Source organism: Kosmotoga pacifica (assembly GCF_001027025.1).
Lineage (GTDB): Bacteria > Thermotogota > Thermotogae > Petrotogales > Kosmotogaceae > Kosmotoga_B > Kosmotoga_B pacifica.
Map to the genome: position 1 here is coordinate 1,048,434 of NZ_CP011232.1, position 24,097 is coordinate 1,072,530.

Here is a 24,097-nt window from a genome sequence, read left to right on the forward strand (position 1 = left end):
TTCTATGACCGGTAAAAAATTCATTTTTTCTCTGGGTGAAAACCTCTATGCCCTCGAAGTTGAGAGAGTTGAGGAAATCATTAAAGCACCGAAGCTCTTCAAAGTACCACTGACACCTGAATTTATTGCAGGCATAGCAACTTTCAGAGGAACAATCATTCCCGTTATAGATCTTTATCGCAGATTATTCGAAAAAGCGTCGGCAGTCCCTCCCAAAACGCTGGTTGTTTGTAATCACGGAAGGGAATACATTGGTCTTCTTGTGACAGAACAGAGGGGCATTGAAGTCCTGACGGAGCAAAAAAGGAAAGAAACGTCGGAAGAGTTCATTAAGGGATTGTGGACTGAAGACAACAGAGAAATAAGGCTTCTTGACATCGGGAGCCTGATAAAAATCGAAAAAGCAGAAAGCGTAGCAAAACCTACAATTCGAAAAGTCCCCAGAATTGTATCAGTCGCCAAACGTGAGGAAAAAGAAAGCTATCTCGTATTCACCATTGCTGGAAAGAGATTCGCGTTTCCTCTGGAAGCAGTGGTCGAGGTAACCGAATATGTAGAACCAAGAGAAGTGCCCAATCCTCCCCCGGGTGTTATTGGTATCATTGGCTGGCGAAAAAGAATTTTACCCGTAGTGGACTTGAGTGTACCCCTCGGAATAGAAAGGTACAAAACTAAAAAGTTAGTAATCGCACAACATGAAGGGCAAGAGATAGCCTTTCAGGTAGAAGATGTACCGGGAATAATAAGGCTTTCAAAAGGGAGTATTCAACCGCCACCAGCGTACGTGAGGAAGAAGAACCACGCTGAAGTTTCCGGAACTTACAGTTCTGAAGATGAGATACTCCTCATACTGTCTGTGGATGCATTACTGAAAAAAGGAATATTAGGAATGGTTGAGGATATCGAGAAAGTAGGTGCAGTTTCCATGGAAGAACGGAGTGGTGAGCAGGAGAAGAAATTCTTGTTTTTTGCTGCTGGTGACCTGGTCTGTGGACTACCCATTGAACAGGTTGTAGAATTGAAAAAAAGTCGAGATATAACGATGATACCCCGTTCGCCGGATTTCCTTGAAGGCGTCATCGAAGTACGCAGCTACATAGTTCCGGTGCTGAACACCGGTAAACTCTTTTCCATTGAGATGTCTGAAAGAGCCAGTAAACTCGTCATTCTTGAGTATAAGAATAACAGGTTGCTGGGACTGCTGGTGGATAAGTTTCTGGGCATTTTTTCGCTGCGTGAAGAGGAAGTCATACCATTGTCCGCGGGTTTCGAAGGTACTGAAATCACCAGATTCGTGGAAGCTACTACCAGAATAGGAAAAAAAGTGGCGTTCCTTCTCAAACCGGAGAAACTTCTGAGAACGGAGGAAATCAAAAAGATCGACACCAGAGTGAAAAAATACGCTAAGGAGAAGGATGCTGATGAAAGAAATCAGAGTATTGATAGTTGACGATTCACCGCTTACACGAAGACTACTTAAGACATTGCTGGAATCAGATCCCGAGATAAAGGTAGTGGGATTCGGTAGAAATGGATTTGAAGCTGTTGAGATGGCAAAAGAACTACTGCCTGATGTGATCATCCTCGATGTCATTATGCCTGAAAAAGATGGGTTCGAAGCCCTCAAGGAACTTGTGGAGGACGCCATCGCTCCGGTGATTATAGTCTCAGTCATCACTCAAGAATATTCTCAGGAAGCGCTGGAAGCGCTGGAAATCGGAGCCTTTGACTATATTCCTAAACCTGAAAACAACACCATTACTTCCCTTGCAAATATAAGAGATCTGCTTGTATCGAAAGTAAAACTGGCATATAAGCAATCGAAGAATACCCCCCTTTTGAAACGTCTTAAAAGAAACTGCGTTCAGGAAGAAATTATTTCAAAGCCTAAAGCAGATAGCAGCAAAACGCCGTCTGATTTTTATGCTATCGCGATAGGCATATCCACTGGTGGACCGAAGAACATCTACGATGTGCTGCCGGTTTTGCCGTCAGACCTCAATGCCGCCGTATTTCTCATACAGCACATGCCATCATCTTTCACAACAAGCTATGCCGAAAGGCTCAACAGATACTGCCAGCTCAGAGTGGTTGAAGCAAACGAAGGTATGTCAGTGGAACCGGGAACTGTATATGTAGGAAAAGGTGGCTATCATTTAAAATTGAAAAAACTCGGTGATTCAAAATGTGGTATTCATCTTACCAAAACCCCGAAACACATTTTTATGCCTTCAGTGGATATCATGATGCAGTCGGTTCTGAAAGTTTTTGGGAACAGAACCGTCGGTATACTCATGACAGGAATGGGAGACGATGGTGCGAAAGCTATGGTCCAGATAAAAAATTCAGGAGGTTATACCATTGCCGAATCTGAAGAAACCGCTGTTGTATTCGGAATGCCCCAAGAAGCGATTAAACTTGGTGGAGTAGATATCATTCTTCCATCTTATAAAATACCTGAACATATCGTAAAGAGGGTTGGAAGGAAAAATCAAAAGTAGTCTTTTTCTTCCAGCGCATCCAGTACCAGCTTACCCTTTTCTATCGCTTTAAGACAGGCATCAACGACCTGAGGATCATAGAGTTTTCCGCTATTTCGCTTGAGTTCATCAAGCGCCACTTCAAGCCCGAGCGCAGGCCTATACGGCCTGTGATTCGTAATCGCTTCCAGCACGTCTGCTACCGCGAGTATCCGAGCCTCGAGCAGGATTTCATCGCCCTTTAAGCCCCGCGGATAGCCCGAACCATCCAGACGTTCGTGGTGTTGCCTTACAATTTCGGCTATGTTTATCGGAAAGGGAATATCCCCGAGTATCTGATAACCCGTTTCAGGATGCATTTTTACAAGCTCCATTTCGAAGATGTTTAGCTTCGTCGGTTTCGATAGTATCTCGGAGGGAACTGAAACCTTACCCACATCATGCAAAAGGGCCGCAACGTAAAGCCATTTGAGTCTATCCTTTGAGAAACCCAGTTCTTTAGCGATTTCCATTGCTATCACGGCTACGTGCCTTTGATGAGCTGCAGTGTAGCTATCCCGACTCTCAGTTATTTTGCTTATCGTCCTGACAGTTTCCATGAGTGTCTGCTCAAGCCGTCTGTAACTTTTCTCCAGTTCCTGCCGGGCTTTCCTTTCCTCAGAAATATCCGTGAAGGTGAAAAGCCAACCACGGAAATTCCTGCCTTTGACCCGAGAATAGTTGATGGAAACAGGAAGTTTTTTATCGACTACCAGATAGCATTCGCTCGGGACCTGCCCGGATAAGAAATCAACAGCGTCTCCTTCAAAGCTTTCAAAATTCATCGTGTTGACAATGTTTTTTCCTATCAGGTTTTCCTTTTTCTTTGAGAGCAATCTTTCAGCTTCGGGATTGACAAGGCGTATATAGCCACGATCATCGAAGACAACGATACCTTCCTTCATACTGGTAAGGACTGTAGATAGAAATTCTTCGTCGTCTCTCAAATTTCGCTGCATTTCAGCGAGTTTTAGAGCAACGGTCATACTGATCTTCAAAAAATTCTCATCCAGAGGTTTCGTGACATATCCAAAAGGAGTGTTAAACGATTCTTTTAGAATACTGGAAGTGAGTTCAAGAGGTATAAGCACGACAGAGGGGATATCATATCTCGACCTCAACAGAGCTTCAAGTTCAAGGAGATCTTTCTCATCCTTACTCTGTATATCAATCACCGTTATATCGGGTTTATAGAGCTCTACTCTTTCTATGGCTTTCTCTGCCTTCGGAGTGAAAAAGATTTCAGAATATCCCCAGCTTTCGAAAAGCTTTTTCAAAAACACACCGAATACCCTATTCTTGCTTACCACAAGAACCACAGAACTTTCCATCTCCATCCCTCTCTCTAAGCTCGATTAATTGTAATCGCCTACGAGCAGCACATCAAGGGCAAAAAAGTTCACCGTCTCATTTTAATAATTAATGCAAATCCATTTAATAGTTATGCAAATCCATGCCAGTCTCAACGAGCCAACAGTCTGGCAATCAGCAAAACCAGACCCAAAAGCAGCAAGACAGGCAGAAAAATAATAGTGATACCCATAATCACAAAAATAACGATTAGTAGAACACCGAGACCTGCGATAATCGTTAGTACAACGGGAAAACTTCTGATGGCCAGGTAAAGAAGAAAGAGAGCCCCTATTATTGCCAGAAAGCCCACCATAAATATCACATCCTTTCATATTTTAAAATCTTTTCTAAAAAACACTTCACCCACTCCACCCTCGTTCAGGGCAGAAATTATACCACACTCATGAAAGCCAGAGCTTCTGTGCCAGTGCTGGGACTCGGGCTCATCAACTTGCGAAGAACTCAGAAGAAAATTGTGACCTTTCAGTTTCAGATAACTTTCGAGAAAGCCGAGCATTTTTCTACCGCCACCATGTCCCCTATGTTCCCGGAGTACATATATCAATCCAATATATGGCACTTTATGCCACAGATATTCAAGCCGGAGGTAACCTACAGGTTCATTCCCCCTCAGGAGAATCAGCAGTTCGTTCTTTTTTAGTTTCTCCCTTAGAAGAGGCTCTGGTAGCTCGTTATCTATCGAAAGGCAGAATGCAAGATCCTCTTCAGTCACGAACCTTACACTGAATTCAGACATTTTACAGCTCCCTCACATCTTTCACAGCTGATTCGTACGGACTTCCCACTATGTTACCACTCTCACCGTTACGCTTCACAAAATACTCTTGTGTAATGAACACTTCTTCGAGAAAAGTACCAGGGGATATCTTCAAATAGTCCATTACATAACTCTTCTTGATAGACACATTTTTTGAAATAATAGTGTTCGCGCCGACTATGGCAGGACCGATTATGGTAGCGCCTTCCTCTATGATTGCAGCAGGCCCGATCCAGACCGGAGGAACAAGTTCAGCGCCAGTCGCTATTCTGGCTCCTGCTCCTTTCCAGATGCCTTTTGAAATTTCTATACCGTGTGGCAGGAAGTTCTTCACTTCGCCTTTTAAAGCGAGCTCGAGTATTTTCAGATAGTCAGAATTTCTGCCTATGTCCAGCCACTGGATATCCATATTGACAGCATAAAGGGGGACGTCTAATTTGACAAGGGTGGGAAATAACTGACTACCAATGTCATAAAACGTCTTTGAAGGTATGTATTCAAGCACTTCAGGTTCAAAAATATATATACCCGTGTTGGCTACCGTCGATAACGCTTCTTCAGGAGTTGGTTTTTCTTGAAAACTTCTTACCCTACCGTCCTCATCTGTCACGACAATACCATAATTCGAGACTTCTTCTCTAGAGACTTCCTTGGTAATTATCGTGACGAGGGCTTTTCGGGAGCGGTGGAACTTCAGAACTGCTGTAATGTCGAGATCGACGATCGCATCTCCACAAAGCACAATAAAAGTCTCATCAAAAAAACCATATCTTTCCTGTATGCGCTTTATGCCCCCGGCAGAACCTATGGGGTCGGTCACCAAATTTCCCGAAGCATCGAAATGTCCTTCAAAAGAATATCCTATGTGGAGACCGTATCTGTATCCATCCCCCAGGAACTCCTGTATCTTCCAGCCAAGGTGGGATATGTTCAGCATCACTTCCCTAATGCCGTGTTTTACCAGCAATTCCAGCAAGAATTCGACAACGGGTTTGTCGATGATGGGAATCAATGGTTTCGGGATGTGATTTGTCAGCGGTCTTACCCTTGTCCCCTTACCAGCGGCGAGAATCATGGCCTTCAAAATAATCCCCCCCTGAAATGAAGTCTCACTGTCATTATATCAATTAAATAGGTGCATTACGAGTCCAGAGAGTAGGGGAACAGACACGTTGTCATCAATATGTAATGGCAACAGTTCGACGACGCTGGCAATCACAGCACCGATGACGGACTGCCAAAACGGCATAAAAGAATAGAGGAAAAACACGTACGAAATTACAAAAGCAGAAATAAAGAAGGCAAAAGTGCCTTCAAGGGTCTTATTGAAAATCTTCTTCCGTCCGAATAATTCACCTGATATTTTAGCGCTCATATCCCCGAAGATGGAGAAGGCAACGGCGATAACTGCGATTTTCTGGTCAAACAGCAGGAAAACTATAAAAACTCCAAGCAAAAATCCTGTTATGCTAGAAATCTTCTCTCCCTCCGAAAGTTTGTATAACCGAGGGAAGAATTCATACAGCATCCGTTGTACCTTCACAAAAAAGAGTCTTAGAATATCGAGAGAAGCGAAAAAAGCCAGAACTATACCTATCAGCAGTATGAGATTTTCCTGCGGCATGAAAAAGCTTAGAGCGGGAAAAGCAAATGCAAAAGGTCTTATGAGTACACGCCAGAGTCTGAATTCTTCGCTTTCAAGATTAAGCAAATCGTACTTTTTTATATTCAATGTACTTACTGTAAAGATGTACAGGTTACATGTCAGGATATAAAAGGACTCTATATCCGAAAAAAAACGGAAGAGAATGATGAAACTGAACGCGGGTATTACCACGATTGCGAGCATGTTTTCTTCCCTTGTTATCAGGATAGTGGAGAAGATCAATATAAGGAGAAAGCTCAGGTCCATAAGGAGGTAACGCAGCTCATAAAAAGGCACCAGCCTGAAGAGATAGTAGAGTAGTAGGCCAGTGGTTGTTGCCGCGCCACGTCCGCCCCGGAAATGGAGATAGAAAGGAAAGACATGACCTAAAACCGCGGCAAAACCGCTAATAAAGGCAATGGCATCAGACAGACCAAAAATGTTCCGGACGAACAACACCACAAAAATCCCTTTGAGCACATCAATTAGAGCCGTTAGTACTCCTGGGATAAACCCGATCTGCCTTAAGACATTCGTCGTGCCAGCGTGTCCTGTTCCCTTTTCTCTTATGTCCTGACCGGTTACCATTAGTGTGATAAAATATGCCGGGAGAATGCTTCCCACCAGGTAACCTGTCAATATTCCTGCAAGGGTTTTTAACAGCATTTCCTACCATCCCCTGATATTATAATAACAGAGGGGGAAAGATATGGAAAACAGAAAAGAAAAAAAGGCTTCAAAAAGGGAACTTTCAGAGAGCTTTATCCTTCTGGCGAGATTGTTGGAGATATTGAGGGAGAACCCATTCAAAATCAGGACATACCGTTTCGCAGCAAGGATGATAAGAAATCTTCCGAATGAAACGCTGACCGTACGCGATATTGAAGAGTTGGGAAAAATAAAAGGTATCGGAAAGGCAATTGTCAAAAAGTCACTGGAATTCCTGGAAAAAGGAGAAATAGGGAAGCTTACCGAAGTAAAAGCCAGTTTCCCGGACCCCATATTAAAACTGGCAATAGAGACAAAGCTTCCCTCGAAGGTCATCGCCGTGTTATGGAAAGACTACGATATCACAACTCCGGAGGGAATTCTGGAATTTATCAATAACTTCAAAGAAGTGCTCAAAATAACCGAATCAGAGAAAAGGAAAATTAAAGCGCTCTTCATTTGAAAAACCTGTCGAACAATCTGAAAAGCCAGATCCCTCCCGTTATCAGGCCGCTGATAAGCAGACTCGTAGTGAGGGGGAACCAGAACTCAAAACCTTCCTTTGAGATCCTAATGTCCCCTGGTAGTTTTCCTGGTTGCATTCCAAGCTTTCGAAGTGCAAAGACAACGAAAGCAACAAATATCAATAGCAGACCTACTTTAAAAAATAGCCTCTCCAGAAAACCCATTCGATTACTCCCCTTCTTTTCTATAGACAAATACGCTGAAATAATAGCTGAATTCGACTCCTTCAAAGCTATCCATTATCTGATCTATGATCTCATAGGGGAACTCAAGGAAGAGAACCTTCTTGATCTCCTCACGACTTTTCCCGCGCCACTTTGTTTCGATGAGATGGTGTTTAAACCCCTGCCCTTCAAAGAAATCTTCAATGGTTTTCTGGATACCATCGAGTTCCCTGCCGTAAGAGAGCTTTAGAAACTCAGCGTATTTTCCGTTAGAATAGTTATTCTGAACGTTGAAAAAATAACCACCAGTTTTCAATATCCTCTTAACCTCTTCGATCCCCTCTTCACAACCTTCGGTGTATTTCATCGAGGGACCGAAAAAATAGGCAAGCCTCGCGTGAACAACGTCCGCTATATTGTTCCGCAATGGGATGTCTTCGGCAAAACCATTGATCACACTGAGATTCGGTTTGAAGTCGTTGTACTGTCGGTTGAACATCTGCCTGAGCATTCCAGAAAGGGGTTCAATGGCATAGACCATCTTACACCTGTCGGCAAATCTGTGGGCATGGTAGCCCGAACCGGCCCCTATATCCACTAGAATCTTACCATCGAGGGGAATATAACTTTCTATAAGCTCTTCTACCTTTCCATCGGGATCTATCATCGAATTTTGAAGTTCGTACAGTTCCGGATTGTTCGCGCCTGGATAGAAATACAGGTTAGGCATGGAATACCTCCTCCATAGAATTATACATTCATCTCCCTCGATGTATGATAAATGGTAACGTAAAAGCTACGTTGAATCCGGCAAATTTTTGTTGGTAATTGTTCGGATAGAATCATATGAGAATACCTGTTAAGGTTGTTGCAGGAGGAACAACATTCTTTTTGCAGACATCGTGTCTGGTATTGTTGTGTTTGAGTTGAGTGAACAGTTGATTTTACCCTTTTGACATGTATATGAAAGATCGACTCAAAGATTCACATTGACCTTCTCGAGTTTGTACTCACGTGAACCCAGACCGAGTTTTTCGGCATATTCGAGCTGTTCCCTCCAGCTAACGCCAGGATGCACTTCTAAGAAAGGATCATGGCCTGTTCGCTCTAGCACAAGGTCGATACATGCCTGGTCCAGCGCTACTGGGTCTGTACTGACTGCTATCCCGATGTCTGGCGCGATCGGTGGCCTGTTTATCGACCAGCAATCACAGTCCGGTGAAACTTGCGTGATAAAAGAAATGAACAAAGCCGGTTTATCTTTAAGGACTGCTTTAGCGTACTCAACCATTTTTCTGCTAAGGATGTCATTAGATTCGTCCCAGCGCGGCAACATAGCACCATAGTTGCACATGGCTATACACTGCCCGCAGCCAAGACATTTATCATAATCTATCATGGCAATATGATTCACTAGCGTTATCGCATTCACAGGGCAGTTTTTCACACAGAACCCACAACCAATACATTTGTCGGTTTTAACATAGGGTTTTGAAGTGGTGTGTTGCTCAAGCTTTCCGGCGCGTGAAGCAGATCCCATACCAACGTTTTTAATGGTTCCACCGAATCCCGTTTGCTCATGGCCTTTGAAATGAGTAATGACAACGAGAGAATCTGCCATTGCAATCGCGGAGGAGATCTTAGCCTTTTTTATGTAGTTACCATTGATTTCGATTTCAACCTCGTCACTTCCTCTGAGCCCGTCGGCAATGATAATGGGCGCACCGATAATCTCGGAGGTGAAGCCATTCATAGTGGCAGTCCAGAGGTGGTCAACAGCGTTCGAACGACTTCCACGATAAAGGGTGTTGGCATCTGTGACGAAGGGTTTTGCGCCAACGGATTTGAGCTTGTCTATGACGATTCTGACAAAGTTTGGCCTGATGAATGCGAGGTTTCCATATTCTCCAAAATGAATTTTGACAGCAGTGAAATGGCCTTTGTGACTCACTCGTTCTATTCCTGCCCTGCTAAGCAGAATTTCCAGTTTTTTTAAAAGCCCGATACCCGGTTTTGTTGTCAAATCTGTGAAATAAACCTCCGTCATCAAACTCCCCCTTTTAGGCTTTATTACATAATTATATCATTTGAAATTGAAGAGTCTTAGTTCGTATTGAAGGGCTTCTTGACTTATCTTCCTTATTCTGCTATACTAGGTTATCCCTTAAGGGAGCATCATACCTGCAGAGCAGGAAGTAACAAGGAGGAAAACATTGTGAAAGGTACTGTTAAGTGGTTCAACAACAGCAAAGGTTACGGTTTCATCACCAAGGAAGAGGGCGGAGACGTTTTTGTTCACTACACCGCCATTAACGTTAATGGATTCAAAACACTCAACGAGGGCCAGCAGGTCGAATTCGAAATCGAAGACGGTCCCAAAGGTCCCCAGGCTGTAAACGTAACTCCAATTGAATAAAAAATAAATCGGCCTTTGAAAAAGCACCCGCTTAGCGGGTGCTTTTTTTATTTGGCGTGAAAATCATGAAGCTCTCAGGTGGTATTGTCAGTTTTTCCAGTTCAATAATCTTCCCCGTCAAAAGTTCCTCATAGGAACCAGAAAGGTCGTGGAGTAGTTCCGCTTCGGATCCCGGATTGACTATAACGAGTATCTCATCGTCATCCAGCTTTCTCCTGTATACCAGCAGCGAATTCTGAGTTTGAACAACCTCGTAACTTCCCGTTCTCAGCGCTGGGTGTTCCCTTCTGAGTGAGATGAGCTTTTTATAGTAATCGAGTATTTCTATGTCCCAGAGTTCCTCTTTCCAGGGCATTGGTCTTCTGTTATCAGGGTCTTTACCACCTTCCATTCCTACCTCATCACCATAATAGATCACCGGACTTCCTAAGAAGGTCATCTGGAGGCCAACAGCTATTTTGAAAAGCTTTTCATTACCATATACAGTCGTAAGAAACCTTTCCGTGTCGTGGCTATCGAGCATATTCCATAGAGAATACAAGACCTGAGGTGGATATCTCTTTAGATAGTAATCGGTCATGGCAACAAATTTCTTCGCAGAATGACCTGCCCTGGCCACATATTCTATAACCGCGTCTCTGAACTGGTAGTTCATCACGGAATCAAAAAGATCACCTTGAAGGTATACTCTGGCATCTCCCCAGATCTCTCCGACGATTAAAGATTCTTTGTTAAGCCCTTTTACAGTCGGACGGAAATACAGTCGCCAGAAAGCAGGATTTACCTCTCCAGCGACATCCAGTCTCCAGCCCTTTATGCCTGCCATTGCGTATTTTTCAAGAACTTTATTTATATACGATACTACTTCAGGGTTGAGCACATTCAACTTCGGCATGTCGGCGTAACCACCCCACGCTATATAATTCAAAGCGTGTCCCTTGTACTTCCTGGGTTTATCACCTTTTATGAAATACCAGTCCCAATAAGGAGATTCTTTTCCTTTTTCTTTAATATCTTGAAAAGCCCAGAACTCATCACCGGTGTGGTTGAAAACACCATCAAGGATTACACTTATTCCTTTCCTGTCAAGTTCACCAACGAGTTTTTTAAAGAGTTCATAGTCGCCGAAGTTGTCGTCGATTTTGAGATAATCGACAGTATCATATTTGTGACTCGAAACGCTCTCGAATATGGGATTGAAATAGATCGCGTCGATGCCAAGTTTTTCAAGATAATCGAGGTGTTTGAGGACCCCCTGAAGGTCTCCTCCAAAGAATCCGTCAGAACCGAGGTTGGATTTTTTTGGATCTGCGTACCAATCTTGAGAACCCATTGGATCGTTTGCAGAATCCCCATTTGCAAATCTTTCAGGAAAAATCTGATAATACACTGCTCCTTTGGACCATTCAGGAGTGTCGAAATATTCGACAGGTAGGTCTTCGAGGGGCAGACTGAAGGAAATAATATCGTGTTCAGAGAGACCGTTTGCACCAAAATAGAGCTTGCTCTCATCTACGCTGAGCTCGAAATAGTATTCGAGAGCCTGTACATTCTTCAGGTTAACTCTGAAATAGTCGTATCCTCCAGAACTTCTTAAAAAATTCATTTTGACCCTTTTCCCATTGAGTACAATGAAAACGGAATTGGTGAGGTCTTCTATCACCGATATGGTGATGTAGTATTCCCCCGGTTTGACGGGATTGAAATACTCTCTTTCCCATATTCTGTGAACGATATCCCTTTCGGACAAACCATGAGGACTTACAGGTCCCTGTACCCTCAGGATATTCAAAGGGCCTGTGTCTCCTGCAATACGTTCTTTGAAAGGGTCTATTATTCTTTTACCATTTTCTGTGGTGAAGTAATAATGGTAAATTCCGGGATCCAGCTCAATGCTTGCATACCACCAGTTACCTGCAGCCTTTTCCATTGTAACTGGTTTCCAGTTGTTGAAATCACCAATAATATAGGGCTGTTCAGCTGAATTTATAAAGAAATCCGCAGACAGCAAAAGTCCTGTAAATACTAAAAACAATGAAATTAATAGCACTCTACTCATTCGGATACCTCCCGCTTCATTTTTGATGCGAAGGCGTTGATCCACCATACGCCCAGCAATATCATTGTAGCTCCTACCATGCTCAATAAAGTCAATCTCTCCCCACGGAATACGAAACCTGCAAAGAGTGCTACCACCGTGGATATGTAGGGAAATACGGAAGCCCTTGTGGCGGGTATTCTTGAAAGGGTGAAGTTCAACAGAAAAAAGGTCACCGCTGACGATAGTATACCAAGATAAAGTACCGAAATCATAACTTCGCGTATCAGTAATTCCCTAACAAACTCGAATGTTTCCCGCTTCAAGAGAGACCAAAAAAAAGCAACAGAAGTAAACCCAAGAAAACCGAAAAGCATCATATGATAGGTAATGTCTGCAGGAGTATAGTTTAACGATGCTCTCCTCGACAGGATGTTATAAAAGGCAGCACTTATAGAACAAGCGATCAAAAAAAGCGCTCCAACAAGGCTCTTTGAAAAATGGAGACCTCTCGAAATCGTGATCAGTATAACACCGGCCAGAGAGAGAAACATGAAGAATTGCTGGATTCCGGATAAAAACTCTTTCAAGAAAATTCTCGAAAGTATAAGCACAAAAACTGGAATAGTGGAGATGAGGATACCGGCCTCCACTGATGTTGTTAGATTAATCCCTGTGATTTCCAAGGAAAAGTACATTAGGGGCTGAATGAATGCCAGCAAACCCAGGTCGATAAGGCTTTTCTCTGTCACTTTAGCTTTAAGAATTCCCGATAGTTTCAGAACAAACAGAAAAATGAAGGCAAAGCTAAACCTGTAGGCCAGAAAATAAAACGGAGATGTGAAATCGATGGCCATCTTTGTGAAAAGGAATGAAAACCCAAAAATCACAGAAGACGTTAATCCAGCAATATATGGAAGGTATCTGTTCATACCACCCCTGAGTTTTTCAATCTCTTGAAAACAACTGGAATAAGGAATAGCTGTATCGCGACGCCCGGTAATCCGAGGAGATATGAGAGCAAGAGAGATGGCAATGTTCCGAGGTTAAAACCAAGCATGGGCGCTATAACGATGATTTCCAGAGCATATACTAAACGACCAGCGATCCACGCAGTCAGCATCGATAGATACAGGTTCTTTCCGCGGGCAGTCATGAAGCCCGTTATCACTCCGTAAGTTAAGAGCTCCAAAGACATGAAAAATGCGATTGGTGGTTGAATGGGAGGTTTCCCCACAATTAATGCGCTGAACAGAGGTGTCAAAAATCCCGATATGCCACCTACATAGGGACCAGAAATAACCCCAGCAAGGATCACAATAAAATGCAGGGGTAACAAAATCTGTCCCACTTTAAGAGGAAACTGGTGGAAAAATAGGGAGATGATAAAACCCAGAGCTAACCACATACCAAGCGCTGCAAGTTTTTTGTTCATAAATACACCTCCATCATATAAATTGGCGTTTAATTTTCGAATAATTGAGCTATACTTGAAATGGTGATAAAATGAGGAAAATATTGATTTTCATGATTCTCGTTCTTCCACTTTCCCTGCATGCAACGTCTGGCAGGGCAGTAGAATGGCTGAAAATTGAGTCAGATCATTTTATATATTTATACCACACCGAGGTTGCGAGTATCGTAACTGAAGTTATTAAGCTGTCCGAAGAAACCTATGAGCAACTCTCGAATTTCTACAGTTACGAACCCGAAGAAAAAATAATAATGACACTAAAGGGATACGAAGACTTTTCTAACGGTTACGCTTTTTCTTCGGGTAGGGTCATGATAATAACTCTTGGTGACTTTTACCCATATCGAGTAGATGGTTACTGGTTGAAAACCGTAATCTCCCACGAGCTAGGGCATATCTTCCAATTGAGTATGGTTAACGATTTTCTCAGGACAATAAGACCCTTCATTTCGCGTTACCTTACTCCAAACGCCCTCCAGCCTCTCTGGATGTCGGAGGGGTTTGCGCAGTTCAGCAGTGAATTGATGAGCGCCGATTCTTACGATTACAGGAGATCGCCTTATTTGCTTGATGGTCTTTCAAACCCCGATCTTTTTGACAATATCGCGATAGTAAACGGTGAGTCACCAATCGGCTATGAGGCCGCTTATAACTTTGGTTATGCGTTTATCAAATTCCTCATTAACAATTATGGTTATAATAAGCTTATCGAGTTTTTAAACTACAAATCAAGCTTCCTGAGAAGCCTTTGGGGAATAAATACCGCCTTAATGGAAGTGTACGGCAAGAACTTCAAGACGCTGAAAGCCGAATTCATCAAGACAATCGGACTTACTTTCCCCGAACCTCGTGACATACCGGAACCTTTTTTGAAGTTGGAAGAGAATGAAGAAGTTCTAAAACTCGCAGTTTGCAATGGTAAATTGTTCTTTATCACCATAAACAGGAAAACGGGAATATATAAATTGTATAGAGAAAAGGAACGGCTTTACTCTTTCGCCTACCCAATCGTTGATTTTTCAGTAAATGGAAACAAAGTGGGCCTAATACTCATGGAAAAAGACAAAGAAGGGTTACAGAGTAGACTTTATCTCTTCGATATATCTGGGACCCATCTGAGAAAGACCGATTTTACCCACGTACTAAAAGTGGAATTGCTCAATGAAGAAACCGCTGTAGTTGTAGAAAATAAATTCAGTACACCCACGGTAAAATTGATTTCCTTTGAGGAAAAAGGCTCAGAAATATTGTTCGCTTCTCCCGATCCACTCATCGCAATCTCTCAGATTTCGCTGTCGCCGGGAGCGAGGTATCTAGCTATGAGAGTAAACGACAGGGGAAATAAATACCTGCTCTTTTATGACTTTCTGAAGCATTCTCTTATTTCATATCGTGCAGCAAGTGATTTTAGTATTGGTGGCTGGAAAGATGGATTCCTCCTGATAGCTTCTAAGGAAGGAAATGCAAGTCAGATTCTTTCCTTTTTACCTGAAATAGGTAAACAAAGAGTTGTAGCCAATTTTCCAAGGAGCGTACTCTGGCCTGTGAGCTACAAAGATGAATACGTCATCAGTGCACTCAAAGAAGGATTCAAAATCTTCAAGGCAATCAAGCTGGAAGAAAAAGAAGTGAATTTCTTTAATAGGGAACCGTTAAGAACGGAAGGGAGTTTGGAAGCTATTGAGGGAAAAGCCTACACCCCCACTGACCAATTGAGGTTTGAATCTTTCTTCCCGTATTATTTTGGGTTTGGCCTCTACTTCGAAGACTATCTCTCTGCATTGAACTTATCTGTAGCTGCCGGCTATAATACTAAAAAAAAGGTTCCTGAGTTTTCGTTTTCATTGAAGTCGATAGATTATTACCCGGTCGACATGGAATTCAATCTTTCATTCGAAGGTGTTAATCCCGGTTTTTACTGTGAACTCAAAACGCCAAATCTTTTGAATGCCCCTTTCTATCTAAGCCCTGGTATCGTTCTTTCTTTTTTCCCCAGGACATTCAGTACCTACTTAAACCTCGGTTATATCGACTCAACGGAGATACTTGGAGGGCGAGGGACTTTCAAAAATTTCATAAAAATAAAAGATGTCCAATCGGTTATCAACACCATGGAACTCTCTGGTACCATCCTGCTTGAATGGAAAGGAAAAATTCTACAACTAAAAGCAGGAACGGCAGCCAGAGCAATACTCTTTGGAGATCCCTATATAATTCCTTTTACTTTCAGTGGCTTTGAAAGTCGAAAGAGATTTGCTTTTGGACTAAGTCTCTCCGCTGAAAGTTCGCTGGGGACTCGAGACTTTGAAATAGCTGAGCTGTTGTACTTCTTCAATCAAGGAGTAGGAGGAAAACTCTCCCTTGTCCTTGATGACGCGCCCATACAATTCTCAATAACTTTGTACAAATACGAAACGTTGAATCTTTATGGAGGATATCCAATAAAGCTTAGTTTAGGGTTCAGCTTCGAAAATATGAAATTAAAGCCGTATTTCAATATTGGTTTTTAGTAACTCTTTCCAGTTCCACGACTCCACCCTCACCCCTATCAGTGAATTCACCGGTGTGGATGTAAGCGCCATCGAATATTTCAAAATTGATCGTTCGTTGAGATGTTACGAGTTCTCCCGCTTCTGGATGGATACGTGCAAGTAATTTATTTTCTGTTTTCCAGATTTCCACTCTTTTTCTTGAAAATCTCTTTTCCACATATTTGAAACTTGTACCATCGTCCTCGTATATACAAATAGAAGCGCTACTGGTTACAAACCCCATTATCTTAAGATCTTTCCAGATTGCTCCTTCCACATGTTGCATTGGTTCTGTCATGGAAACGAGGGAGTTTTCGGCTATGAACAATGGTAAGCTATCCAGTGGTGCCTCTATATAGTGATAACCGGGTTCATACATTTTTTTCGTGAAGAAATGCATCCATTTGTTACCCGGCAGATATACCGTCCTTCCTCTTGAATTTGCCTTGTAGACAGGTGCAACGAGCAGAGAAGGACCAAAAAGGTATTCGTCATCGGCTTCATAGGTCCTTCTGTCTTCTGGCCACCTGTACAACAGGGGACTGACAATCGTTTGACCCGTATCGTTTGCTTCTTTAAGAGAACTGTAAATATAAGGAAGCAAGGAGTACCTTAACTCAATGAATTTCTTGATTATCGCTTCGTATTTTTCTCCAAAAGCCCAAGGCTCCTGATTTTTCGTGCCGATAGCGGTGTGGTTTCTGAAAAAGGGCTGAAACGCACCAAACTGAGTCCAACGGACAAGTAACTCACCGTTACAATCACCGCCAAAGCCCCCTACATCGGAGCCAGTGAAGTTAACTCCCACCATAGCGAGGGACTGGAGCATCTGGATTTCTTGATACAGCTGCTCCCAGAGAGAAGCGTTATCACCCGTCCAAAGAATTCCGTACCTTTGAATACCCGGATAAGCCGAACGAGTAATTATAACTGGTCTATCATTTTTATTGTCACTCATTAATCCTTCATAAGTTGCTCGAGTCATGTTGAAACCATAGACATTATGAATCTGACGATTGCTGAAGACTTTTCCTTCTTCATCCCTATGAAAGAAGCTCTTCCCATGATCTTTATATCGCTTTTCTACGGGGATTTGATTGATAGCGAAATCAGCGATCATTCCCTGATCTGGCGAAAGGTTATTGACAGTGTCTTTTATCTCTTCGATCAACTCGGGGGTGAAGAATATTGAAGGCTCATTCATGTCATTCCATACCCCCGCAACACCTACTGACTTGAATTCAGAAACCTTCTCTCCCCACCATTTCCTAACGCGAGCATTGTAAAAGTCTGGAAAATGCGATTTTCCAGGCCAAACATAAGCTTCAAAGGGCTCTCCTTTTGAGTTCACACAGAAATATCCCGCTTTCTTGCCTTCTTCGTATATCTTATATCCTTCTTCTACTTTAACACCCGGATCGACTATTGTGATAACTTTGAATCCCATATCCCGAAGCTTTGATAGAAGTGCTTCTGGATTCGGAAACCTTTCCCTATCCCAGGTGAAGACCTTAAAGTGCTCCATGTAATCTATATCCAGATACAAAACGTCGCAGGGGATTGCTCTATTTCTAAATTCCTGTGCAACAGTTAACACGGTCTTCTCATCAGGATACGACCACCTAGATTGCTGATAACCAAGCATCCATACAGGCAGAAGAACAGGTTTTCCCGTCAGAGCCACAAAATTTGCTGCGATAGCAGCCGGTGTGTCACCCTGAAGGTACAATTTGAAAGCCCTTCCTTCTATATCGATGATTATTCTATCTTCTTCACTATGGCAAATGTCGATTCTGCTGTATCCAGGATGGTCCAGAAAGACACCTATAGACTTTTTCGGAGAGAGTATCGTAAAGATGGGGAAAGAAGAATAGAGCCTCGTCTTCGAGGGGGAATGATCGGGTTCATCTATATTGTACATCTCATAAACCCGCCCTCTTTTGTTTAAGGGACCAACTTCTTCACCCAATCCGAATATTCCGTCCTCTTCACCTATTTTGAAAGTAAGTCTGAACCCCTTCAAAGTCTCCTTTATTCTTAATTCCATCCACTTATCCTTCTTGCAGGTAACTGTATAAACATCTCCCTCGTTCCTTTCGATCCTGGAATTATGAAAATAGAACGAGCTAAACTTATCTACAACAGCTATGGGTTCAATGTTCACAGCACCACTCTTGGGAACAATCTCTTCCGGTGAAGATTTTATTTCCATCTCCAGTATTCTTCCGGGAAATTTTTTGAATTTACAATTCATTGACATCACCTTCTTATCTGGTTTTGTCTCGATTTTAACATGGCTAACTATCCTTTTTTTTTGAAATCGATATTAAGGATGTTAGACTAATACCAGAAAGGGGTGTTTAAATTGACTGCGGAAAAGATCGCGAGAATTATTAAAGAACATTTTGATGAGATTTCTGTTGGCGACTTCAGCGGTACGTTTCAGATTATTGTTCATGGAGAGACTTCTGAAGCTTTCTCTTTCATATTTTCTGAAGGGAAAATGGAGTTTGCAAAAGGAAAAATTGATAATCCCGACTGTACCATCGAGACAGATGAGGCTACATTTCAGGCATTACTGGAGGGAACCAAAAGGCCCATGGCGGCTTTTATGACAGGAAAACTGAAAGTTACAGGAAATCTTGATCTCGCATTGAAGTTTGGACAAATGCTGGGATAGGGAGGGATTCCGATGAAGAAAGCAGCCATTCTGACTTTCACATCGGAAAAGAGCGTTTTTTTTCATGCCTTGATAAACGTTATTGACATGAAAGACAAAGGAATGGATACGATCCTAATACTCGAAGGTGCATCTACGAAATTCCTTGAGGATATGGTGCGGGAGGATAGAGATTTTCACCAATTGTATCTGAAGCTGAAAGAAAGAGCTATTATTGGCGCAATCTGCTTCGCGTGCTCGAAGATGACAAAAACACTCGAACTCGCAGAGAGCGAGTTTCTGCCAATATGCGGCTCTTTGGAAGGGCATGTACCTCTGAACGAATATGTCGAGGCTGGTTATCAAATAATAACATTCTGATCCGGAGGGAAAAAAATGAGAGAAGAACTCTACAAATGGAAATATCAGAAACTCGCAGAAGTTGTGCTCGAAAACTTTGCAAAACGTGGTATAAACGGACATTATGTTAATTCAGGGGAAGATGTAATACCTCTGCTGAAGAAATTGATACCTCCACATTCTTCTGTCGCAGTCGGTGGTTCTTTAACGCTCTCTGAAACAGGTGTTCTGGATTTTTTGCGTAAAAATGATTATGATTTCAAAGACCGTTACGCTGTTAAAACGCCTGAAGAACGTAAGAAGATACATGCCGAGACCTTTGGAGTTGATTATTTTTTGAGCAGTGCTAATGCCATTACTATGCGTGGTGAGATCGTACAGCTGGATGGCCATGGAACCAGAGTGGCACCCATGATTTATGGTCCGAAAAAGGTAATCATCGTCGCGGGTATGAATAAGATCGTACCTGATATCGAGAGCGCCAGAGAGAGGATAAAATACATTGCCCCTATGAATGCAAGAAGATTGGGCCTCCATACTCCCTGCACCACAACAGGGATCTGCATGGACTGCAGATCAAATCAAAGAATATGTGAAACATACGTTATCATCAGTGACAGCAGTGCCCACAAAGACAGATATACGGTGATACTTGTAGGTGAAAACCTTGGACTTTGAAGTGGACTACTGCTGGAGGGATCAGAGATGAAGACTTACCGTCTGCTTATATCGGGATTGGTGCAAGGAGTTGGTTTCAGATATTTTGTCTATAGAAAGGCAAAGAAATTTGGAATTACCGGATACGTCAGAAACACAGAAGATGGTAGAGTAGAAATTTACGCTTCTGGACCTGAAGATAGTTTGCTAAATTTCATTGAAATAGTCTCTAGAGGACCAGTATACGCCGATGTTAGAGCATTTGAAAAAGAAGAACTCCCGTACATGCCCTTTTCAGCTTTTGAGATAAGGTTATGATGGGAGGAATAAGTGTGAAACGAATCATAATTGTATTTCTCGTGGCAATATCTGTAATGACTTTCACACAGGTGGTTGTACCTCTGCCGATTTTTTCCGTGCCAGATTTCGATCAGAGAAATGGAATAATAGAGGTTTTTTATGAAGTGTTAGAGAACAATTCAACTATTTCTGTAACCGTTGTTTTTAGAGACGAGGATTATCCATGCTTTCTTGCGAACATTCTCTACGATGTGTACAGATATTTCAGATATGGTCGCATCGTCGATATAGAGACCTTTTATCTACATCTGAGCGCTGAGGGAACTGTCACCGTTGTGGAATTTCCTGGAGTGTTCTCCGGCGACCACACCTTTAAGGACACCAAAAACCTGCACGGTTCTGCGAGTTTTACAGCCACTGAAATAACGTTTATCGACGGAAGACCTCTCATATATGTGAACACATGGAACCATATGTTTGGAGTGAGAGCTTCCTTCGATAAAAAGTACGAGAAAATGATATTCGATTACCCCATAACCCGAGGTGGTAGGCTGGAAGCCGAAAGAAAATATTCATGGCTGTATTGATTATTCCATAACGTACCATTCTTTGATGAACTTTCTCACGAAGTTGAGTGTAAATTCATAGCGTCCCTCTGCTATTTTTCTTGAAGTTTCCATCCAAAAACTATTCGGTGTCATCTTCAGAATCTTTTCAAAAAAGTGGTTCAGGTAAGTCTCCGAAACACCATCATATTGCTTTTTCGGTTTAATTCGCGGGTCAAAAAGAGGTCTCCTCAATTCATTATTGTGATTGAATAATCGCGCGATAGCGATGGCACCTATGCTATCGAGTCTGTCCGCATCTTGAAGTATTTTTCCTTCAACGAATTTTGGGACTCTCCTGTTTGCATACCTGTGAGACAGAATACTATCGTATACGATCTCTATTACAGTCTCGGAAAACCCCTTTTCAGAAAGTAAATGTTTTGCAAATTGCGCGCTGGCGAAGGCGTGGTCCACACCGCTCGTTTCTTCTTCATGGCGTTTTGCATCGTGTAGCAAGATAGCCAGGGTGAGCACTTTTAGCTCTCCCACATTCTCTGTCTCATATATTTTCCAACCCAGTCCCAGTACCCTTTCGACATGCAATATATCGTGACTTGCACTGGGGTATCTTAGCATCTCAGCTTCAACTATATTCGCAATATCACTTATTTCTGGAAATCTTCGCTTTGCCCTTTCAATATATCCAATATATCCCATAGTGTCCCTCCTTTTTGATGATGTCATTTGGAGTTTTTCATGTTGTGAACATCTACACAAGATAACTGGTGTAAAATTATATAATGAAGAGGAGGGAATGAACTTGAACATTCTATTGACCAATGATGATGGCATTATGGCCCCAGGTATAAATATCCTCGCACAGGAATTATCCAAAGAACACGAAGTGCTCGTGGTCGCTCCCGACGTTGAAAGGAGCGCAACTGGGCATGCTATCACCATAAGGACGCCTCTCTGGGCAAAAGAAGTGAGAGTGGGCAATAAAGATATCGGTTACGCGATAAACGGCACGCCAGCTGATTGTGTTAAGCTTGGGTTGCTGGCTATTTCCAACGTTGAAATCGACCTGGTTATCAGCGGGATAAACAGAGGGCCAAACCTTGGAACGGATATCCTCTATTCTGGTACAGTATCCGGCGCTCTTGAGGGAGCTATCATGGAAAAACCATCCATAGCAGTGTCTTCCGCTGATTGGAACGAGCCAAGATATGAAACTGCGGCACTTTTCATTGCGGAGTTTTTGAGAAAATTTGACATAAAGAATATACCGCCTTTTACTGCCTTGAACGTGAACGTGCCTTCCTTACTGCCTGAAGAGATAAAAGGCTGGAAAGTCACACGGCAGAGCAAACGAAGGTTTAGAGACTATTTTGAGAGGCGCAAGGACCCTTATGGAAACAACTACTACTGGATGTTTGGCGAAGTTATAGAAGACGACCCTGGAGAAGATTCCGATTACGCTGCCGTCAGAGCTGGATACATATCGATAACGCCTATCTACGCGTTTATGACTAACTTTGATTTTATGGAAAGACTCAAAGAAGAGCTGAAGGAGTGATGATATGCAAGTAATTCATATAGGAAATCCAATACTCAGAAAGATCGCCGAGCCAATAGAAAACTTCGATGCTGAACTGAGTTCCTTTGTCGAAGAACTAACGAAGACCATGTACGAGGAAGATGGTGTTGGACTCGCTGCTCCTCAAGTAGCTGTTTCCAAGAGACTTTTTGTCTTCGATGACGGCTCTGGCCCAAGGGTCATGATTAATCCGGAAATATTGGAGAAGAGCATAGAACAGATAAGCATGGAAGAAGGTTGTCTGAGTGTCCCAGGTATTTATGCAGACATAACCAGGCCAGCGTGGGTGAAGATACGCTATCAAGACGTGGAAGGACAAATACATGAAGAACTTTTTGAAGGATACTCTGGAAGAATCGTACAACATGAATACGACCATCTTGAGGGGATTCTCTTTATTGATTATTTATCCCCTGCGAAAAAAGCTCTTCTCAGACCAAAACTGAACAACATAATGAAAGGTAAGGTATCCAAATGAAAATCGTGTTCATGGGCACACCTGAATTCGCTGCGGAACATTTGAAAGCGCTTATCAAAAATGGCTGGAATATTGTCGCCGCTTTCTCCCAGCCTGATAGAGCAAAGGGACGGGGTAAGAAAGTCCTTCCCACTCCTGTAAAACTGGTGGCTCAGGAATATGGAATCCCGGTATTTCAGCCAGCCAGCGTGAATAAAGGGAGGGGATTCGAAACCCTCAGTTCTCTTTCTCCCGATGTTATAATTACCGTTGCTTACGGGAAATTGTTGAAGAAGAACGTGATAGAGCTGCCCCCGTTGGGGTGTTACAATGTACACGCTTCTATTTTGCCGAAATACAGAGGAGCTGCTCCCATTCAGAGGGCACTCGAAGCAGGGGAAAAGAAAACGGGGATAAGCATTTTTAAAATCGATGAAGGTATGGATAGTGGACCTGTGGCAATGATAAAAGAGATAGATATCCTTCCTGAAGACAATTTCGGGACGTTGAGCGAGAAGTTATGCAGGTTAGGTTGCGAGACGTTGAAAGAGTTTATGACAAATCTTTCTGAAGGAAGGGTGAAACTGATCCCACAGAACCATGAAAACGCCACCTATGCACCGAAGATATCGAAAGAAGACACGATCATCTCGGACTTTGACGATGCCAAGAGAATTTACAATAAGATAAGAGCGTTTGATCCGGTTCCCGGTGTGAGCGTTAAACTGGGAACGAAGATGATAAAATTGTACGGCGCTCTGTTCGATGATGTAACTCCAGAAGGTAAACCCGGTGAGATTGTCTCCATTGGCAGGAAATATATGGTGGTCAAATGTAAGGAAGGAGTGGTCATGATTTCGGGAATACAGTTCCCCGGGAAAAAGCTTATCAGCCCCTGGCAGGCAAAAGCGGGTAGACTTATAAAAGAAGGTATGATATTAGGAGGTAGATAATGTGGCTCGTGTTGTAAAAATCTTTCAAGTGAAAAATCTCAAGTCGGAAGAAGACGAAGAGAAGATCAAAGAGATCTTGAACGCTCTTTCAGGGATAGTGAGAGCTGATCCGATGAGTAAGTTCGGTGTAATCGAGTTGGAATATGAAGATGCGATCATAGACAGGCACACAATAAAAGAAGAACTCGCGAAGCACGGTTACGAAATGTTATTTTGATGATCCCTAAAGCGGAGCATACTTACTGAAAAGTCATTGAAAACAGGACTTTTTCCAGTAATGGCAGTTGACAAGTAATACCGGTCAGGTTATAATTTATGAGGATGCCGAGGTGGTGGAATTGGCAGACACGCATGGTTGAGGGCCATGTGGGCGCATAGTCCGTGCGGGTTCAAGTCCCGCCCTCGGCACCAGCGA

General features: G+C 42.7%; 27 protein-coding genes and 1 tRNA gene. 15 read left to right on the top strand and 13 right to left on the bottom strand.

The annotated features are described in order from the left end of the window. The first annotated feature begins 4 nt into the window (after positions 1 to 4). Positions 5 to 1,450, top strand: a complete 1,446-nt coding sequence (locus tag IX53_RS04880; RefSeq protein WP_047754392.1) for a chemotaxis protein CheW — start codon at positions 5 to 7, stop codon at positions 1,448 to 1,450. Further along, complete coding sequence (locus IX53_RS04885; protein ID WP_047754393.1) at positions 1,422 to 2,501, top strand: protein-glutamate methylesterase/protein-glutamine glutaminase; 1,080 nt, start codon at positions 1,422 to 1,424, stop codon at positions 2,499 to 2,501. Before IX53_RS04880 ends, IX53_RS04885 begins: the two co-directional genes overlap by 29 nt. Here the strand turns inward: IX53_RS04885 and IX53_RS04890 are convergent. From IX53_RS04890 to IX53_RS04910, 5 genes are all read right to left on the bottom strand, one after another. Beyond that, entirely contained in the window at positions 2,492 to 3,850 is a 1,359-nt protein-coding gene (locus IX53_RS04890) for an HD domain-containing phosphohydrolase (protein WP_053001192.1), read from the bottom strand. The genes IX53_RS04885 and IX53_RS04890 overlap by 10 nt on opposite strands. A 131-nt stretch (positions 3,851 to 3,981) precedes the next feature. Next, positions 3,982 to 4,185 carry a hypothetical protein gene (locus IX53_RS04895; protein WP_047754394.1) on the bottom strand — a complete coding sequence of 68 codons (204 nt, stop codon included), beginning with the start codon at positions 4,183 to 4,185 and terminating at the stop codon, positions 3,982 to 3,984. Positions 4,186 to 4,200: 15 nt separating this feature from the next. Beyond that, positions 4,201 to 4,629 carry a GNAT family N-acetyltransferase gene (locus tag IX53_RS04900; RefSeq protein WP_047754395.1) on the bottom strand — a complete coding sequence of 143 codons (429 nt, stop codon included), beginning with the start codon at positions 4,627 to 4,629 and terminating at the stop codon, positions 4,201 to 4,203. 1 nt (position 4,630) lies between these two features. Further along, positions 4,631 to 5,725 (bottom strand): nucleotidyltransferase family protein, encoded by a 1,095-nt coding sequence (locus IX53_RS04905; protein WP_245612782.1) that lies wholly within the window; start codon positions 5,723 to 5,725, stop codon positions 4,631 to 4,633. A gap of 48 nt (positions 5,726 to 5,773) precedes the next feature. Further along, on the bottom strand, positions 5,774 to 6,961 hold the full coding sequence (locus IX53_RS04910) for a glycerol-3-phosphate acyltransferase (RefSeq protein WP_047754397.1): 1,188 nt from the start codon (positions 6,959 to 6,961) through the stop codon (positions 5,774 to 5,776). A 43-nt stretch (positions 6,962 to 7,004) separates the two neighbouring features. On the opposite strand from IX53_RS04910, the gene IX53_RS04915 reads away from it, so the two are divergent. Further along, complete coding sequence (locus IX53_RS04915) at positions 7,005 to 7,466, top strand: hypothetical protein (protein WP_047754398.1); 462 nt, start codon at positions 7,005 to 7,007, stop codon at positions 7,464 to 7,466. Here IX53_RS04915 and IX53_RS04920 read toward each other — a convergent pair. From IX53_RS04920 to IX53_RS04930, 3 genes are all read right to left on the bottom strand, one after another. Further along, on the bottom strand, positions 7,459 to 7,692 hold the full coding sequence (locus IX53_RS04920) for a DUF2905 domain-containing protein (RefSeq protein WP_053001193.1): 234 nt from the start codon (positions 7,690 to 7,692) through the stop codon (positions 7,459 to 7,461). The genes IX53_RS04915 and IX53_RS04920 overlap by 8 nt on opposite strands. A gap of 4 nt (positions 7,693 to 7,696) precedes the next feature. Further along, on the bottom strand, positions 7,697 to 8,422 hold the full coding sequence (locus IX53_RS04925) for a class I SAM-dependent methyltransferase (RefSeq protein WP_047754399.1): 726 nt from the start codon (positions 8,420 to 8,422) through the stop codon (positions 7,697 to 7,699). A 246-nt stretch (positions 8,423 to 8,668) separates the two neighbouring features. After that, positions 8,669 to 9,739: a DUF362 domain-containing protein gene (locus IX53_RS04930; protein WP_047754400.1), complete on the bottom strand. Its 1,071-nt coding sequence runs from the start codon at positions 9,737 to 9,739 to the stop codon at positions 8,669 to 8,671. Positions 9,740 to 9,907: 168 nt separating this feature from the next. Between IX53_RS04930 and IX53_RS04935 the strand changes: the two genes are divergently transcribed. Continuing rightward, positions 9,908 to 10,108, top strand: a complete 201-nt coding sequence (locus IX53_RS04935; protein ID WP_047755460.1) for a cold-shock protein — start codon at positions 9,908 to 9,910, stop codon at positions 10,106 to 10,108. A 31-nt stretch (positions 10,109 to 10,139) separates the two neighbouring features. Here IX53_RS04935 and IX53_RS04940 read toward each other — a convergent pair whose 3' ends face one another. From IX53_RS04940 to IX53_RS04950, 3 genes are read right to left on the bottom strand one after another with little or no spacing between them, the layout of a single operon-like run. Continuing rightward, a complete protein-coding gene (locus tag IX53_RS04940; protein WP_047754401.1) occupies positions 10,140 to 12,167 on the bottom strand; it encodes an alpha-amylase family glycosyl hydrolase in 2,028 nt (675 codons plus the stop codon). After that, the gene (locus tag IX53_RS04945; protein WP_047754402.1) at positions 12,164 to 13,078 is read right to left on the bottom strand and encodes a DMT family transporter; all 915 of its coding nucleotides are present in this window, start codon (positions 13,076 to 13,078) and stop codon (positions 12,164 to 12,166) included. The genes IX53_RS04940 and IX53_RS04945 overlap by 4 nt, the downstream gene beginning before the upstream one ends. Next, positions 13,075 to 13,581 carry an ECF transporter S component gene (locus IX53_RS04950; RefSeq protein WP_047754403.1) on the bottom strand — a complete coding sequence of 169 codons (507 nt, stop codon included), beginning with the start codon at positions 13,579 to 13,581 and terminating at the stop codon, positions 13,075 to 13,077. Before IX53_RS04950 ends, IX53_RS04945 begins: the two co-directional genes overlap by 4 nt. A 71-nt stretch (positions 13,582 to 13,652) precedes the next feature. On the opposite strand from IX53_RS04950, the gene IX53_RS04955 reads away from it, so the two are divergent. Then, positions 13,653 to 16,130, top strand: a complete 2,478-nt coding sequence (locus tag IX53_RS04955; RefSeq protein ID WP_047754404.1) for a gluzincin family metallopeptidase — start codon at positions 13,653 to 13,655, stop codon at positions 16,128 to 16,130. Here the strand turns inward: IX53_RS04955 and IX53_RS04960 are convergent. Further along, on the bottom strand, positions 16,114 to 18,405 hold the full coding sequence (locus tag IX53_RS04960) for a glycoside hydrolase family 31 protein (RefSeq protein WP_047754405.1): 2,292 nt from the start codon (positions 18,403 to 18,405) through the stop codon (positions 16,114 to 16,116). The genes IX53_RS04955 and IX53_RS04960 overlap by 17 nt on opposite strands. 111 nt (positions 18,406 to 18,516) lie before the next feature. Here IX53_RS04960 and IX53_RS04965 point away from each other — a divergent pair, with 111 nt between their 5' ends. Genes IX53_RS04965 through IX53_RS04985 form a run of 5 tightly spaced genes read left to right on the top strand, consistent with a single transcriptional unit; the run spans position 18,517 to position 20,714 of the window. After that, positions 18,517 to 18,831, top strand: coding sequence for an SCP2 sterol-binding domain-containing protein (locus IX53_RS04965; RefSeq protein WP_047754406.1), 315 nt, complete (start codon positions 18,517 to 18,519; stop codon positions 18,829 to 18,831). 12 nt (positions 18,832 to 18,843) lie between these two features. Beyond that, on the top strand, positions 18,844 to 19,191 hold the full coding sequence (locus tag IX53_RS04970) for a YheV family putative zinc ribbon protein (protein WP_047754407.1): 348 nt from the start codon (positions 18,844 to 18,846) through the stop codon (positions 19,189 to 19,191). Positions 19,192 to 19,206: 15 nt separating this feature from the next. Beyond that, the gene (locus IX53_RS04975; RefSeq protein WP_047754408.1) at positions 19,207 to 19,848 is read left to right on the top strand and encodes a lactate utilization protein; all 642 of its coding nucleotides are present in this window, start codon (positions 19,207 to 19,209) and stop codon (positions 19,846 to 19,848) included. Between the two features lie 27 nt (positions 19,849 to 19,875). Beyond that, on the top strand, positions 19,876 to 20,145 hold the full coding sequence (locus tag IX53_RS04980; RefSeq protein WP_047754409.1) for an acylphosphatase: 270 nt from the start codon (positions 19,876 to 19,878) through the stop codon (positions 20,143 to 20,145). A gap of 14 nt (positions 20,146 to 20,159) precedes the next feature. Beyond that, complete coding sequence (locus tag IX53_RS04985) at positions 20,160 to 20,714, top strand: hypothetical protein (protein WP_047754410.1); 555 nt, start codon at positions 20,160 to 20,162, stop codon at positions 20,712 to 20,714. Here IX53_RS04985 and IX53_RS04990 read toward each other — a convergent pair whose 3' ends face one another. After that, positions 20,715 to 21,392 (bottom strand): HD domain-containing protein, encoded by a 678-nt coding sequence (locus IX53_RS04990; protein WP_047754411.1) that lies wholly within the window; start codon positions 21,390 to 21,392, stop codon positions 20,715 to 20,717. It lies immediately after the preceding gene. A 103-nt stretch (positions 21,393 to 21,495) separates the two neighbouring features. On the opposite strand from IX53_RS04990, the gene surE reads away from it, so the two are divergent. The 5 genes from surE to IX53_RS05015 all read left to right on the top strand — a co-directional run bounded on the left by surE (position 21,496) and on the right by IX53_RS05015 (position 24,093). Next, positions 21,496 to 22,251 carry a 5'/3'-nucleotidase SurE gene (gene surE / locus IX53_RS04995; protein ID WP_047754412.1) on the top strand — a complete coding sequence of 252 codons (756 nt, stop codon included), beginning with the start codon at positions 21,496 to 21,498 and terminating at the stop codon, positions 22,249 to 22,251. Between the two features lie 4 nt (positions 22,252 to 22,255). Beyond that, positions 22,256 to 22,750, top strand: coding sequence for a peptide deformylase (gene def, locus IX53_RS05000; protein WP_047754413.1), 495 nt, complete (start codon positions 22,256 to 22,258; stop codon positions 22,748 to 22,750). Further along, positions 22,747 to 23,682 carry a methionyl-tRNA formyltransferase gene (gene fmt, locus IX53_RS05005; protein ID WP_047754414.1) on the top strand — a complete coding sequence of 312 codons (936 nt, stop codon included), beginning with the start codon at positions 22,747 to 22,749 and terminating at the stop codon, positions 23,680 to 23,682. The genes def and fmt overlap by 4 nt, the downstream gene beginning before the upstream one ends. 1 nt (position 23,683) lies before the next feature. Next, positions 23,684 to 23,899, top strand: coding sequence for a hypothetical protein (locus IX53_RS05010; RefSeq protein ID WP_047754415.1), 216 nt, complete (start codon positions 23,684 to 23,686; stop codon positions 23,897 to 23,899). A 106-nt stretch (positions 23,900 to 24,005) separates the two neighbouring features. Next, positions 24,006 to 24,093, top strand: a tRNA-Leu gene (locus IX53_RS05015). Positions 24,094 to 24,097 lie beyond the last annotated feature (4 nt).